This is a genomic window from Flavobacterium nitrogenifigens, from assembly GCF_003254565.1.
GTDB classification, from domain to species: Bacteria; Bacteroidota; Bacteroidia; order Flavobacteriales; family Flavobacteriaceae; genus Flavobacterium; species Flavobacterium nitrogenifigens.
In genome coordinates, this window is record NZ_QJRI01000173.1 from 149437 (window position 1) to 164548 (window position 15112).

Annotated in this window: 11 protein-coding genes; 3 read left to right on the plus strand and 8 right to left on the minus strand. The window is 35.1% G+C overall.

The genetic code is table 11. The features are described from left to right. The first annotated feature begins 144 nt into the window (after nucleotides 1–144). Nucleotides 145–1302 carry an iron-containing alcohol dehydrogenase gene (locus DM397_RS10865; protein WP_111377552.1) on the plus strand — a complete coding sequence of 386 codons (1158 nt, stop codon included), beginning with the start codon at nucleotides 145–147 and terminating at the stop codon, nucleotides 1300–1302. Nucleotides 1303–1650: 348 nt separating this feature from the next. Next, nucleotides 1651–2646, plus strand: a complete 996-nt coding sequence (locus DM397_RS10870) for an NAD(P)H-dependent glycerol-3-phosphate dehydrogenase (RefSeq protein WP_111377553.1) — start codon at nucleotides 1651–1653, stop codon at nucleotides 2644–2646. Nucleotides 2647–2792: 146 nt separating this feature from the next. On the opposite strand, the gene DM397_RS10875 is transcribed toward DM397_RS10870, so the two are convergent. The 4 genes from DM397_RS10875 to DM397_RS10890 form a co-directional block, all read right to left on the minus strand. Continuing rightward, nucleotides 2793–3200, minus strand: coding sequence for a hypothetical protein (locus DM397_RS10875; protein WP_111365565.1), 408 nt, complete (start codon nucleotides 3198–3200; stop codon nucleotides 2793–2795). Nucleotides 3201–3291: 91 nt separating this feature from the next. Further along, nucleotides 3292–4311, minus strand: a complete 1020-nt coding sequence (locus tag DM397_RS10880) for a phenylalanine--tRNA ligase subunit alpha (protein WP_111377554.1) — start codon at nucleotides 4309–4311, stop codon at nucleotides 3292–3294. An 84-nt stretch (nucleotides 4312–4395) separates the two neighbouring features. Continuing rightward, complete coding sequence (locus DM397_RS10885; protein ID WP_239457839.1) at nucleotides 4396–4845, minus strand: hypothetical protein; 450 nt, start codon at nucleotides 4843–4845, stop codon at nucleotides 4396–4398. A 186-nt stretch (nucleotides 4846–5031) separates the two neighbouring features. Further along, entirely contained in the window at nucleotides 5032–5388 is a 357-nt protein-coding gene (locus tag DM397_RS10890) for a hypothetical protein (protein WP_111377556.1), read from the minus strand. Nucleotides 5389–5633: 245 nt separating this feature from the next. Here DM397_RS10890 and DM397_RS10895 point away from each other — a divergent pair, with 245 nt between their 5' ends. After that, entirely contained in the window at nucleotides 5634–6179 is a 546-nt protein-coding gene (locus DM397_RS10895; RefSeq protein ID WP_111377557.1) for a CvpA family protein, read from the plus strand. A 299-nt stretch (nucleotides 6180–6478) separates the two neighbouring features. On the opposite strand, the gene DM397_RS10900 is transcribed toward DM397_RS10895, so the two are convergent. The 4 genes from DM397_RS10900 to DM397_RS10915 all read right to left on the minus strand — a co-directional run bounded on the left by DM397_RS10900 (nucleotide 6479) and on the right by DM397_RS10915 (nucleotide 15067). Continuing rightward, nucleotides 6479–8875, minus strand: coding sequence for a glycoside hydrolase family 95 protein (locus DM397_RS10900; protein ID WP_111377558.1), 2397 nt, complete (start codon nucleotides 8873–8875; stop codon nucleotides 6479–6481). A gap of 285 nt (nucleotides 8876–9160) precedes the next feature. Then, nucleotides 9161–11107, minus strand: coding sequence for a sialate O-acetylesterase (locus tag DM397_RS10905; RefSeq protein WP_111377559.1), 1947 nt, complete (start codon nucleotides 11105–11107; stop codon nucleotides 9161–9163). Between the two features lie 115 nt (nucleotides 11108–11222). Next, nucleotides 11223–12731, minus strand: coding sequence for a cellulase family glycosylhydrolase (locus DM397_RS10910; protein ID WP_111377560.1), 1509 nt, complete (start codon nucleotides 12729–12731; stop codon nucleotides 11223–11225). A gap of 98 nt (nucleotides 12732–12829) precedes the next feature. Continuing rightward, nucleotides 12830–15067, minus strand: coding sequence for a glycoside hydrolase family 3 C-terminal domain-containing protein (locus DM397_RS10915; RefSeq protein WP_111377561.1), 2238 nt, complete (start codon nucleotides 15065–15067; stop codon nucleotides 12830–12832). Between the last annotated feature and the right edge of the window lie 45 nt (nucleotides 15068–15112).

Below are 15112 nucleotides of genomic sequence, written 5' to 3' on the forward strand. Positions count from 1 at the left end.
GGTTCTAAGATTTCTTTTAGTTGCTTAAAAACTCAATCTCTTATTTCATTACTATTAAAAATTAAACAAACAACAATGTGCTAGGCTACAGATAAGTACAAATAAAAAAACTTAGCAGCTTAGCAGCTTAGAACCTTAAAAAAAATGCTAAACTTTGAATTATACAATCCGACGAATTTAGTTTTCGGAAAAGGACAAATTGAAAAACTTTCGACTTTAGTGCCAAAAGATGCTAAAATTCTTTTGGCTTATGGTGGTGGAAGTATTTTCAAAAATGGAATTTACGATCAAGTAATTGCTAACTTAAAAGGTTTTGAAATTGTGGAATTTGGCGGAATCGAACCAAATCCGAGATTTGAAACTTTAATGAAAGCTGTTGATGTGATCAAAGCAGAAAAAATCGATTTTATTTTGGCCGTTGGTGGCGGATCTGTAATTGATGGCGTGAAATTTATTTCGGGCGCAGTTCATTTTGAAGGCAATCCGATTGACATTCTTCAAAAAAGAATTTTGATTAAAGAAAATGCAATGCCGTTTGGAACTGTTTTAACACTACCAGCAACAGGAAGCGAAATGAATTCTGGATACGTGGTAACAATCGAATCAACTCAAGAAAAGTTATCTTCTGGCGGAAGTGCTTTGTTTCCGAAATTCTCTATTTGCGACCCTACTGTAATTTCTTCTTTACCAAAAAGACAAATAGAAAATGGTGTTGTAGATGCTTACACACACGTTATGGAGCAATATTTAACGTATCCAACCGATGCTTTTCTTCAAGATAGAATTGCTGAAGGAATTTTACAAACGTTAATTGAAGTTGGCCCTGGCGTTGTACAAAACCCAACCGATTATACTTTGGCTTCCAATTTTATGTGGAGCTGTACAATGGCTTTAAACGGATTGATTCAGAAAGGAGTTCCAAGCGATTGGGCAACGCACATGATTGGCCACGAATTGACAGCGCTTTACGAAATTGATCATGCTAGAACTTTGGCGATAATTGGGCCAAGTTTGTACCATGTAATGTTTGAAACTAAAAAAGCGAAATTAGCACAATACGGAAGAAGAATCTTCAATTTAACAGGTTCTGACGAAGAAGTAGCAAAAGAAGCCATCAACAAAACGGTTGAATTTTTCCATACAATGGGAATGGACACTAAACTTTCTCAATACACCGAAGACTATTCTAACACAGCAGATTTTATCGTAAATCGTTTTGAAGAAAGAGGCTGGAAAGGTTTAGGAGAAAATCAATTGGTAACTTTAGACAAAGTAAGATCTATTGTTGAGCTTAGTTATTAAGTAATCAGTAATCAGGTTTTTGGTGGTCAATCAAAACAAATAGTGAGCACTAAAAAACTGAACACTGCCAACTAATAAAAAAGGCGTTCTTAACAAGTTTAGGAACGCCTTTTCAAAATACTAAAACAAAACTAACTAACTCAATTTTTTTTAAATTCATTAAAATTCTAATTTATAAACTATTATAACGGAAGGTGATTATTTTTTATTGTATCGCATTTAAAAAAAATATTTTACGCTTAAACTTCTTGAAAGTCATTGCAATTAAAGAGGTTTGCCAAATTTCTTAAAGCAGATTTTGCTTTATTAGCACATTATTAAGTACTTTTGTTTCAAATTAATAAAATAATGAGCGAAAAGTTAAAATTTGCAGTAATTGGAGGAGGAAGTTGGGCAACGGCAATTGCCAAAATGTTATGTGTGAATCTTTCGGAAATTGCGTGGTATATGCGTAATGAGTCTGCAATTGAACATCTTCAGAAATACAAACACAATCCCAACTATTTAAGTTCTGTTGAATTTGATACCAACAAGCTTAAATTGACAAGCAACATAAACGAAGCGATTGAATATGCAGATTACATCATTTTTGCTATTCCTTCAGCTTTCTTAGATGCCGAATTAAAAAACATGACGGTTTCTCTAGCCGATAAAATCATTTTTTCTGCTATTAAAGGAATTGTTCCAGAAACGAGTTTAATTGTGGGCGAACATTTCCATATTCAATACGACATTCCATATTACAACATTGGAGTTATTACAGGACCTTGTCACGCAGAGGAAGTTGCCTTAGAAAGACTTTCTTACCTAACAATTGCCTGTGGTGATCCAGAAAAAGCTTGTACTGTAGCAAAAACTCTTTCAGGAAATTATATCAAAGCCAAAATTTCAGACGACATTATCGGAACTGAATATGCCGCAATGCTAAAAAACATTTATTCTATCGCAGCCGGAATTGCACATGGTCTAGGTTATGGAGACAACTTCCAATCGGTTTTAATGAGTAATGCTATTCGCGAAATGAAAAAGTTCATTAGAAAAGTGCATAAAATGAAACGTAACATTAACGATTCGGCTTATTTGGGAGATTTACTGGTTACAGGATATTCCGTTTTCTCTAGAAATAGAATGTTCGGAAATATGATCGGAAAAGGATATACTGTAAAAAGCGCGATGATGGAAATGAGCATGGTTGCCGAAGGGTATTACGCTACAAAAAGTGCTTATAAACTAAATCAAGGTTATGGTGCTAAAACTCCAATTATAGATGCCGTTTATGCTGTACTTTACGAAGGAAAAGACGCTAAAACAGTTTTCAAGAAATTGACTGAGTCTTTGGATTAAGTATTCAGTGGTCAGTTTTTTAGTGATCAGTTAAAGCAAAATAAAAAAGTCCGAAAAAAATATTTTTCGGACTTTTTTATTTTATGCTTAATTTCAATTTTAAACTGAATACTGAGCCTGATCACTAAAAAACTGACCACTGAATACTATTTCACCATAATCCCTTCAACAAACAAAATCGGCACTTCTTCCGTATTGTTTTCGTCAAGCGAATTGGCTTTAAAAATAAACTTCTTATCGTATAAAGTATTTCCGATGAAGAAAGTTACCATAAATTCATTATTAAGCGCTAAAAGGCTTTTTTCTACCAATTCTATCTTCACAACAGAAACAGAAGGAACCTCAACAAACGCATGACGCAGAATGGAAGTTTTTTTCATTTCTCCATCAATAGTTCCAAAAGCTTTTGAAACTACCATTACGCTATCTAAGTTAAAATCACTATCATTAACCAAGTAAGCGTACCATACTTTTTCCATAAAATCGTCGCTCCATTCCTGCACTGCTGCAAGAAATACATTTTCAACTTCTGGAATTATTATATCTTTTTTCATATGAGTCAAAAATTTTAAAGTCGAAAGTCGAAAGTCAAAAGCCATCACTCTGAGACTTTTGACTTTCGACTTTACAACTTTATGACTTAAATTAAATATTTGCTTTAAACTGCTCTAAGAAACGAACATCATTTTCGTAGAACATACGAATATCTCCAATTTGGTATAAAAGCATTGCAATACGCTCTACTCCCATTCCGAAAGCAAAACCGTTGTATTCATCTGGATTGATATCACAGTTTTTCAAAACGTTTGGATCAACCATTCCGCAACCTCCAATTTCCAACCAGCCTGTTCCTTTTGTGATACGGTAATCAGTTTCTGTTTTTAGTCCCCAATAAATATCAATTTCAGCACTTGGCTCTGTAAATGGGAAATATGACGGACGAAGACGAATCTTAGATTTTCCGAACATTTCTTTTGTGAAATAAAGCAATGTTTGTTTCAAATCAGCAAAAGACACATCTTTGTCAATGTATAATCCTTCCACTTGATGGAAAATACAGTGCGAACGAGATGAAATAGCTTCATTACGGAAAACGCGTCCTGGAGAAATCGTACGAATTGGCGGTTTATGATTTTCCATATAACGCACCTGAACAGATGATGTATGCGTACGCAACAACACATCAGGATTGGTCTGAATGAAAAACGTATCTTGCATATCACGTGCTGGGTGATATTCTGGTAAGTTTAATGCTGTAAAGTTATGCCAGTCATCTTCAATTTCTGGTCCTTCAGAAACGTTGAATCCGATATTGGCAAAAATATCTATAATCTGATTTTTAACGATAGAAATTGGGTGGCGCGAACCAATAATTACTGGTTCTGCAGCACGCGTTAAATCTCCAAAAATGCCTTTAGACTCTTCTTTGCTTTCCAGCTCTTCCTGAATAACTCTAACTTTTTCTTCAGCAACCGATTTTAAAGTATTGATTACTTGTCCGAAATCCTTTTTCTGGTCATTCGGAATATTTTTAAATTCAGTAAAAAGTTCTTTCAGCAAACCTTTACTTCCTAAATATTTAATACGGAATTGTTCTAACGATTCTTTATTTTTCTCATTAAAGGCTTTAGCTTCCTCTATGTGCTGTTTTATCTTATCTATCATTTTCCTTCGATAATTGAGAGTACAAATTTAGTGTTTTTAGTTGAAACTGTGCGGTCACAGTCGCAGTTTTCGGTTTTCCTTAAATTATTTTATCAGATTTAACTTTTCTTCAATTTGTTTAATCTTTACATGCCAATAATCTAATCCTTCTTGATTGGTTACGATTTCCTTTTTGTATTTAGGAGAAATACTGCTTAATTTATGCCAGTTCTTATTTAAATCTCGTTCTCTTTCTTGTTTATTTGTGGGTTCAATTCTGGTGCGCCAAAAATCCATATTTTTAAAATAGGTCTTTTTTATGCCTTCAAAATACTCTACTAGTTTTTCTTTTGAATTCGGGATATACCCTGGTCCACTGCAACCGCAAGAGTGAAATGTAAGACCAACAGAAAATAAACTTTTAATATGTTCCCACATTTTGACATCGTCTTTTTTAGGCGATTCAAAATCCAGTCCCATATTAGCCATAAACTCCCCGCATTGCGGACATTTGGCTTCAAAAACCGATGCTTTTCCTTTTTTTATATCAACCATCAATCTTCTTTTAAAGGTCTTTCGACAATTAAAACAAGCATAATGAGGTTTATAAGGTGTCATGGCGTATCTGCACATTTTTTTAGTGGTCAGTGGTCAGGTTTTTAGTGATCAGTTTCGATTTGCTTAGTTACAATTTACATCACTGAACACTTGCTAACTGAATACTGAACACTAAAAAAAAATCTACTCAATAAGTTTTCTTTCCAAAAAATAACTCACAATAGCTTCTTTCATTAAAACCGATTGTTCGCCTGCTTTTAACGGCGGCAAATTTTCTTTTACTTTGTAATGAGGCCAGCCTTCATCGTCGAAATATTCGAATTCGTAAAAACCATATGGCTCCAGCAATCGACAGATCGCAATGTGCATTAAATTCAGTTTTTCGTCTTTCTTGTATTCGCGGTGCACTTTTCCGTATTCCTGAACTCCGATTAAGTAAATTATAGCATCCAAATCTAAATCTTCGCCTTGCGAAAACTGATTGGAAAGTATATCAACGAGCTTTTCCCATCGCTCTTTTAATTGTGTATCTCTAGACATTTAATTTATGATTTTTGATTGTAGATTTTAGATTGCTGATTAAAAATCAATTCTGAGGGGGCAGAATCGCAATCTATATTCTAAATTTTGATTTGCAAAGATACAGAGTTCAAACCCAATGTGCCTAAAAAAAATAAACACATAAAATTACAGCTGTTGTAAAACCTACGAACCTTTGTCTCTCTGCACCTTTGAACCTTAAAAAAAGATATATCTTTGCGCCTTTATTAAACACCCGTAAAAAAATGAGTTTTTTTGATATTATTGTAGCCGCGCTTTTAGGATACAGTTTGTATAAAGGCATTAAAAATGGTCTTTTTGTAGAAGTTGCCTCTTTTATTTCCTTGTTGTTAGGAATTTATCTTGCCATTAAATTTTCATCTTTAATGACTGGAATGATTTCAAAACATGTTTCTTGGAATCCGACCAATATTCAAATTACGGCTTTTATCCTGACTTTTATTTTAGTTGTAATTGGCGTTTATTTCTTGGCAAAAATTTTAACTGGAATTGCCGATTTTGCCATGCTTGGCTGGATGAATAAATTGGGCGGAGGTTTTTTCAGGGTTTTAAAGACCATCTTAATCCTGAGTATTTTTATTGCTTTGTTTGAGAAAATTAATTTCAATAATACATTCGCAAAAAAAGAAACTTTAGACAGTTATATTTTTTATAATCCAGTGAAAAAAGTGGCTGCTTTTGTTTATCCTTCTATTGAAGAATGGTACGAAACTTTTAAAAAGGAGCATTCTGAGAAACCAGAAGAAGAAAAAGAACAGACAGAAAAATAATAGTTTGGTCGTTCAAAATTGAATTAAACCCGACAGGTTTCAAGAGCCTGTCGGGTTTATTATTAAAAAGCCTCAGCGAGGCGAAATATTTATAGAAATTAAACCGTCCGAATGTAAAGAGCTCCAGCGGAGCGAAATATTGAATTGTAAATAATTTATATGTCGCTCCGCTGGAGCTTTATATTGTAAATGTTTATTTTATTCTATAAATATTTCGCTTCTCCGAAGCTTGCATAAAAACACAAAACCCGACAGGTTTCAAAAACCTGTCGGGTTTAACTATAAAATCAAATATTATTTTAAAAATTAATTTCTTTTTTATCTCCTTTCTTTAAAACAATTTCTTGTTTTTTATCTCCATAAATCAAAGTTGTTTTTCCTCCATTTTTAGAAGAAATAATTACTCTTTGTATTTTTTTATCACTCCAATTCATTTCAATTTCAAATCCGCCTCTGGCGCAGATACCGCTCACAGAACCTTCTGCCCAAGCGTCTGGCAAAGCAGGCAATAGTCGAATTTCATTTTCGTCTGATTGCACTAACATTTCAGCAACCGCAGCTGCACCTCCAAAATTACCGTCAATTTGAAATGGCGGATGCGCATCAAATAAATTCGGATAGGTTCCTCCTCCTCTTCTTGGTTTTTCTGTCTTCTTTCCGTCAGGATCTACGTAGCGAAGCAATTCACGATACATTTTATACGCACGATTTCCGTCCCAAAGTCTTGCCCAAAGATTGATTCTCCATCCTTTTGACCAACCTGTGGTTTCGTCGCCTTTTATTTCTAATGTTTTCTTTGAAGCTTCAGCCAAATCTGGAGTTTTTAAAGGTGTAATATGATCGCCAGGGAAAAGTCCGAATAAGTGCGATTGATGACGATGTTTTGGTTCATCATCATCCCAATCAAAATACCATTCCTGCAGATTTCCTTTTTTTCCAATTTGATACGGATGCAGTTTTGAAAGTGCTGTTTCTAGTTTTTTTCTAAAATCAGCATCCGTATTTAGCACTTTTGAAGCTTTTATGGTTTTATCAAAACATTCGCGAATCATGGCTAAATCTGCAGTTCCTCCGTACAATGTTGCTCCAACAAAACCATCTGCCAATTTATATTGATTTTCTGGTGAAGTTGAAGGCGATGTAATTAAGTTTCCGTTTTTATCGGTAACCAACCAACCTAAACAAAATTCAGCAGCACCTTTCATTAACGGATATCCTTCTTTTTTCAAATACCCTAAATCTTGTGTAAAAGTATAATGTTCCCAAATATGAGTGCTCAACCACGCTTGCGCCATTGGCCAGCATGCCCACATTGGATCTTCTTTTCCGAACTGTCCCACCGGATTGGTCATGGCCCAAATATCAGAATTGTGTGCCGCCGCCCAGCCTTTATCTACTCCGTAAAAAGTCTTCGCTGTAACTTTTCCCGTTACCGAAAGATTTTTAATAAAGCTCAAAAGTGACGAATGCATTTCGGAAAGATTGGTGTTTTCTGCCAGCCAGTAATTTTCTTCCAGATTGATATTCATCGTATAATTACTGCTCCAAGGCGGATTCACATACGGATTCCAAAGTCCTTGCAAATTGGCTGGAACACCCAAAGTTCTTGACGAACTTATCAATAAATAACGTCCGAAATTGAAATATAGAATTTCTAGGTTTTTATCTTCTTTTCCGTCAGCATACCGTAATAAACGTTCGTCGGTCGGTAAATCTGGAGCGGTTGTTTTTCCTAAATCTAAATTGACACGATTAAAGAATTTTTGATAATCGGCAATATGAGATTCTTTTAGTTTGTCGAATGCTTTTGCATAGGCATTATTCAGATTTTGCAAAGCAATCGAAACATCATCTAAACCTTCTGACGCAGGATTTTTATCAAAACCATTAAAACTTGTCGCAACAGAAACAAAAATTGTAGCTTCGGTTGCGTCTTTTAAAGTCAACGTTTCTCTAGAGCTTGTAACCGTTCCGTCTGTTTTTTTAATTTGGACTAAACCTGTAAATCGTGTTCCTCTTTCTTTTAAGCTCAAATATTTTTGAGGTACATTATATCCCGCGTTTTCATGAATTGGTGCAGAGCCTGTTAAAACCAAAATATTATTTCTTACCTCAACATTTGATTTTAAAAGGCTTTTTAGATTAATATCAAAATTTAAAGCTCCTTTTTGATCGGCCGTCAATTTGATAATCATGACTTTATCTGGAGCCGATACGAAATATTCGCGTGTATATTTTATGCCCGCCATTTCATAACTTACTTTCGAAATGGCATTCGAAAGATCCAATTCTCTATGATAATTTACTGCTTTGCCTTTTTCAGAATTATTAATTTCTAATGTTCCTAAAGGCGCATACGACTCGGAGTTTTTTCCTTGAACTTTTTTATTGAGTTCTTCTGCCAGTTTGTAATTTTCCTTTTGTAAAGCTTCACGAATTGCCGGAATGTTTTTATAAGCTTCAGGACTCATATTGGCATTTACGGGTTCACCTGACCAAAGCGTAATGTCATTCAAATAAATTTTATCCGAATTGGCTCCTCCAAAAACGGTTGCTCCCATTTTTCCGTTTCCTAAAACTAAGCTTTCCTCAAAGAATTCAGCGGGTTGTTTATACCATAAAACATTTTTGGATTGCGCCGAAATGTTTGTGTAGCAAGACGTGAGAAGTAAAATGAAAAATGTTTTTTTAATCATATTTGGTTATATTATCCTAACAGGTTTTAAAAACCTGTTAGGTATTTATTTTTTATCTAAACTAATAAAAAAATCTAGTGATACCTAACAGGTTTTGGAAACCTGTTAGGATAAAAACCTATAATCAATCAGATGTTCCTATGGAACATTATTACGGGACGTTTATTTTTTCATCAACGGATTTCATCCATTGCTACCGATGAAATGTTCCTAGGGGAACATATATCGTTGCGAATTATTTAGCTATTTACTGGGGACTGAGGACTAATCACTAACGACTAATAACTACTTACTCACTTTATATTTTTCATTCGCCGTTAGCATTTCCCAATTATCCGTTCTAAATGGCGATGCTGGGAATTTTTCTTTATTGAAAAGATTGATTTGTGTATCGTCATCTGCCCAACCGTAATGCACAGCAACGGGGTTTTGAACTTTATCACTTGAAACGATTATTTTGTTGTCTTTAATTATCGCTTTCGCGGAATGAAAAACTTTGTCTGCGCCTGCAATTTCGAAACCTTTTAATTCATCATTATTTGGCGTTGATAATCCGCTGCCGATGTTATCGAAAGTAAGGATAATTTCGTTTCCTTTTATTGTTTGAGATTTATAAGTTGGGCCGCTGTAAACTTGTTTTTTACCATAAAGATTGTTCATCGCAATGGCAGCCAGACGTAATCCAATGTCTTGTTTGTTGGTTGGATGAATGTCTTTTGCATTTCCGATATCGGTTGTAACCGCCATTCCGGTGTTTGGCAATTTTAAAGTTTCCGATTGTGCTTCGCGAAGTTCTGCCCAACGGCTTCCTTTTTGGCTATTGCCTCCGAACTCATCAAAAGTGGACAATTGAACGAAATAAAAAGGGAAGTTTCCTTGTTTGAATTTGCTTCGCCAATCGTTGATCATTACAGGAAATGATTTTTTGTATTCTGCCGCTCTCCAAACATTCGCTTCTCCTTGATACCATAAAGCACCTTGAATAGCATAAGGAACCAACGGATTTACCATTGCATTGTACAATAATGACGGATAACTGTTTGGTGAAACTTCGATTCTCACTTTTACAACATTGAATTTCCAAAGTCCTTCAAGCGGTACATTAGAATCTTTAAAATCGATTTTCAAATCGGCTGGATCGCCGTAAATTCCGCCGCCGCCACTATAGTCTGTAATTCTTACTGCGATTACGTTTGTTCCTTCTTTTAAGACATTAGCTGGAATTTTGTAAATTCTTTTAGCATCCCAAAGATTATTCGTTCCAACTTCAACTCCGTTTACATAAGTTTTATCTTCATCATCTACTTTTGCTAAATGTAAAACGGCTTCTTTTTTAGCCTGTTCTGCTGTTAAAACAATTGTTTTTCGCATCCAGACAATTCCGTCGATATTGCCAATCTGTTGGTTTTCCCAAAGTGAAGGAACTTTTATTTCTGGCCAGTTTTTGTCTTGGAAATTTGGGTCTTTAAATTGCTCTTCGTTTTCCATCGAAACATCAAAACCTTGCACTTTTTTCAGATTATCTAAAACCGATTTTTTATACGTTTCAAAAATGGCATTGATATCTACGGTTGGAACATCGGCAATCATGGCTTTAAAATCTGGGCTGTTTTCAAAAGCTTCACGGCTTGTCCAGGTTTCCACATTGGTTCCGCCCCAGGAAGTATTGATGATTCCGATTGGGATTTTTAATTCTGAATATAATTTTCTAGCAAAATAATATCCGACTGCTGTAAAGTTCCCAACATTTTCCTTATTGGCTTCTTCCCATTTCCCTTGTTTTAAATTGTCTTTTGGAGTTCCGCTTAAATCCTGTGCAACACCAAAATGGCGAATCATTGGATAATTGGCACTGCTAATTTCTTTTTCAGCATTCATGGTTTTGAAAACCTGAAATTCCATATTCGATTGTCCGCTGCAAATCCAAACTTCTCCAACCAAAACATTTTTGATCGTGATTTTATTTTTTCCGATAATGATCAATTCGAATGGTCCGCCGGCTTTTTCCGCATTCAAATTTACCGTCCATTTTCCGTTTTTATCGGCTGTTGTTTTCTTGATTTGTTTGTTGAAATGAACTTCTACGCTTTCATTCGCATCAGCAAAACCCCAAATCGGAATTTGTTTGTCTCTTTGGAGTACCATTCCGTCAGAGAATATTAAAGGCATTCTTACATTAGCGCTAGATATCACACTAAATATCAACAAAATAAAAACTATTGCTTTTTTCATTAATTCTTAATTTAAATAATTAAAACAACAAAAGTGATATAAAAAAACATAAGCTCATTTTTGAATTTTACTTAATTTTACTTATATCACTGATGTGTTTTTGGGGCTATATTTTTTACTTTAATCCATCCAATAAAGCATTTAATGCTTGGGCATCATAAACTGTGTTATTACTTCTATCAAATAACGACATTGTATTTACTCCTAAATTTCCAGCATCCCAATAAAAAGGAATTAACCCATTAGCTTTAGATTGTTTTACTACATATTTTAAGAAATAAGCTCTTGATGCTAAATGTAAAGTTAAATCATCTCCAGTCAAGTTAGTGCGTTTTATAGCTCCAAATTCTCCTAAAATTACTGGAATTCCTTTGTCTACAAATTGCGTTTTCATAGAAAGGAAGAATTTATCTAAATCTGCTTCTTCTCCCCATGTTGCGTTACGAGTAAGATCTGTTGATGAATGATATTCTTTTCCCCAATAGTAGAACATTTTCCCCCAGTCAGCATCTTTGTCCATTAAAGCAAATTGATATGGTGTATAATAATGAACTTCTGCCATCATTCTGTTAGGCACTTTATCTGTTGGCAAAGTTGTCATTAATTTATTTGTTTTTTCAATATCGGTTGATGGACCTTGTACGATTAAATTACGATATGCATTTTTTCCTCCAGTAGAACGAACGGCATCAATAAAAGTTTGGTGATAAGAAGTTAAAACAGCCATTTGCGTTGCGTTTTCAACATTTGGTTCATTGGCACTTGCAAAAAGAAGATGTTCATCAAAACCTCTCAATTCAGTTGCGATTTGTTCCCAGAATGCTTTTTGTTTAGCATTATTTGCGTCTTTTTTAGCTTCTGTAACATTATTTTCAAGCCAACCATTATCCCAGTGAATGTTAACAATAACATACATATCATTATCTACACAATATTGCACAACCTCTTTTACTCTGTTAAGCCAATCTGCTTTTATTTGCGCTTTTTCAGCATTAGCTAAATACTGATTCCATGAACATGGAATTCTAATTGCATTAAAACCATTCGCTTTTACCAAGTCTATTAGCTCTTTAGTTACTTTAGGATTTCCCCATGCTGTTTCTCCTCCTGTTGCTTCTAATGTATTTCCTATATTCCAGCCTAATTTCATTTTTGCCGCCAATTGAACTGCCGTACTGCTCATTCCTGTAGCATCTGCAGGAAGCGGATTTGTATTATAGCTTGGATATGTGCCATCAACTGCTTTTCCTGCTGCCTGAGAAACTTTTATTTGTAAAGGTTTTGCCTCTCCCGAAGTTAATGTTATAATTCCTGTTCTTGCGGTTAAAGTCGTATTCTCTAATACAGTAACCTGAACAACCGTAGTTCCTGTAGTTCCTGCCACTTTGCTGAGCTTTATCCAGCTTGCGTTTGAGATTTGTAATAGCCAAGCTGTAGCTTCACTATTAATGGTTATCTCAGCATTACTTTCTGCACTTTGAAAATCAATTTTATCTGTGTTTACTGTTAATCCTTTTACAGTCAAATTTTGTGCTGTTTCTTTATCAGAACTGCATGCTAAAACTCCTAAAAATGCAAAAGATAAAAGCACGCTTGCAAGGTAATCTCCAATTGTTTTTTTCATTTTGGTTTGGTTTAAGTTAAGTGTAAGTTTTTAAAATAAACGCCAGCTGGTACATGGGCTGGCGTTAATAGTTTGGTTATTTTATAGCAATATCAGTTTTATTTAACTGTAATATCTACTTTGAATTTTAAATCTCTTGAAGAGTTACCTAAATTCAAAGTATATTTTCCAGGTTCTACTGTCCATTTCTTAGAAGCAACATCATAATAAGCCAATTCTTTAACTGGCACTTTGATCGTTACTTTTTCTGAACCTCCAGCTTTAACAGCAACTTTTTTGAAACCTTTTAATTCTTGTGCTGCACGAGTAATTTTAGAATCAGGTTTTGAAGTATATAATTGAACCACTTCTTTTCCTTCAACATTCCCTACATTTTTAACTTCTAAAGAAACTTCAATTACATCTGTTAAAGCATAAGCTGTTTTATTCGTTTTTGGATTTCCAAAAGCAAAATTAGTGTACGATAATCCGTAACCAAAAGGATATAATGGCGTTACATTTTTAGTATCAAACCAACGGTATCCAATTAAAAGTCCTTCCGCATAATTTACCGTTTTGTCTCCAGGGAAACTGTTTGTAGCATGTGCAGGAGAATCTTTTAAAGCAACAGGCATTGTCCAAGGTAATTTTCCAGACGGATTTACTTTTCCTAAAATAACATCAGCCAAAGCATTTCCACCTTCAGAACCGTTGAACCAGCTCCAAACTAAAGCTGAAGATTTTTTGCTTACTTCATTAATATCAAAAGGAGCACCAGCTACCATTACAACAATCGTTTTTGGATTAGCTTCTATTACTTTTTTGATTAATTCTTCTTGTCCAAAAGGCAAGTGTAAGTCTCTTCTGTCTGAAGCTTCTGTTTCGTAATCACGGTTTGAACCCGCAAAAACAATTGCTACATCAGAGTTCTTAGCTGCTTCTACTGCTTCTTGAACTTTTGCTGGATCTAATTGGTCAATTGTAACAGGACCATTAGCCGTAATATTTCCTAAATTTCCTCTGTTCTTTTTATCGTAACGCTCTAAATATCCTTCAGCATAATTGATTTTAACTGATGCAGGAAGTCTATTTTTAAGACCTTCAAGCGGTGTAACTTCTCTTTTGGTTTTTACTCCCGCTCCAAATCCGCCCAAAGCGTTTTTCTTTGTCGCGTTGTTTCCGATAACGGCAATAGATTTTACTCCATCCAGTTTTAATGGTAATGCATTGTTTTCGTTTTTCAACAATACGATTGCTTCAGCTGCAATTTTGTAAGCGTCTTGATAATGTGCTTCGGTTGCGATGCTTCCTTTTGCGCGCTCGCCTCCGCCCATTGCTTTCACTTGGAATAAAACTCTTAAAATACGTTTTACATGCAGATCGATTTCTTTCTCAGAAACTTCTCCAGATTTAACTGCAGCAATTAATTTATCGGCTAAGAAAAATTCGTTGAAAGGTTTTGGAGTTCCCATTTCAATATCTAAACCGCTTTTCAATGATTTTGCTGTAGAATGCACCGCAGCCCAATCTGAAACTACAACGCCTTTAAATCCCCATTCGTCACGAAGGATTTTATTTAGCATATAATCGTTCTCACATAAATATTCGCCTCTGAATTTATTGTAAGCCCCCATTATACTATACGCTTTTGCTTCTTTTACCGAAGCTTCAAAAGCTGGAAGATAAATTTCGCGAAGCGTACGCTCATCAATTTGAACATCAACAAAATCACGATTCGTTTCCTGATTGTTTGCCGCGTAATGTTTTACACACGCCATTACATCTTTTTCTTGCAAACCAACAATCAAAGGCACAGCGATTTTTTTGTTTAAGAACGGATCTTCAGACATATACTCGTAAGTTCTTCCTCCAAGCGGTGTTCTCACCATATTGATGGCTGGAGAAAGCAACATGTCTTTGTCTCTTGCACGCAATTCTTCTCCTAAACTGGTTCCAAAAGTATGTGCCATTTCAGCATTCCAAGTTGCTGCCAAAGCACCTCCCGCAGGATAGTAAGTTGCAAAATCGTTTGTCCATCCTGCTGGAGCCCAATTATCTCTTGAGATCTCTTCACGAACTCCCAGTGGACCATCGGCCATTTTTAATTCTGGAATTCCTAAACGTTTTACACCTGCATTGGCAAACATGCTGTTTCCGTGAAGCATTCCGATTTTTTCTTCTAATGTCATTTGCGAAATCAGTTTGTCGATTTCTGCATCATGGTCTGTACTTATTTCTTTTCCAACGTATTCTTCGGTCTGCGCCGAATTTGAAGCCGTTGTCTGTGCATCGTTTTTACATGAAGTAAAGAACGCAAAAACTAGAGCTGATGAAAGGAATATCATTTTGTTTTTCATAGATAGTTAGGTGTTTTTTTATTTAAAGATTTTGAGCCTCACACA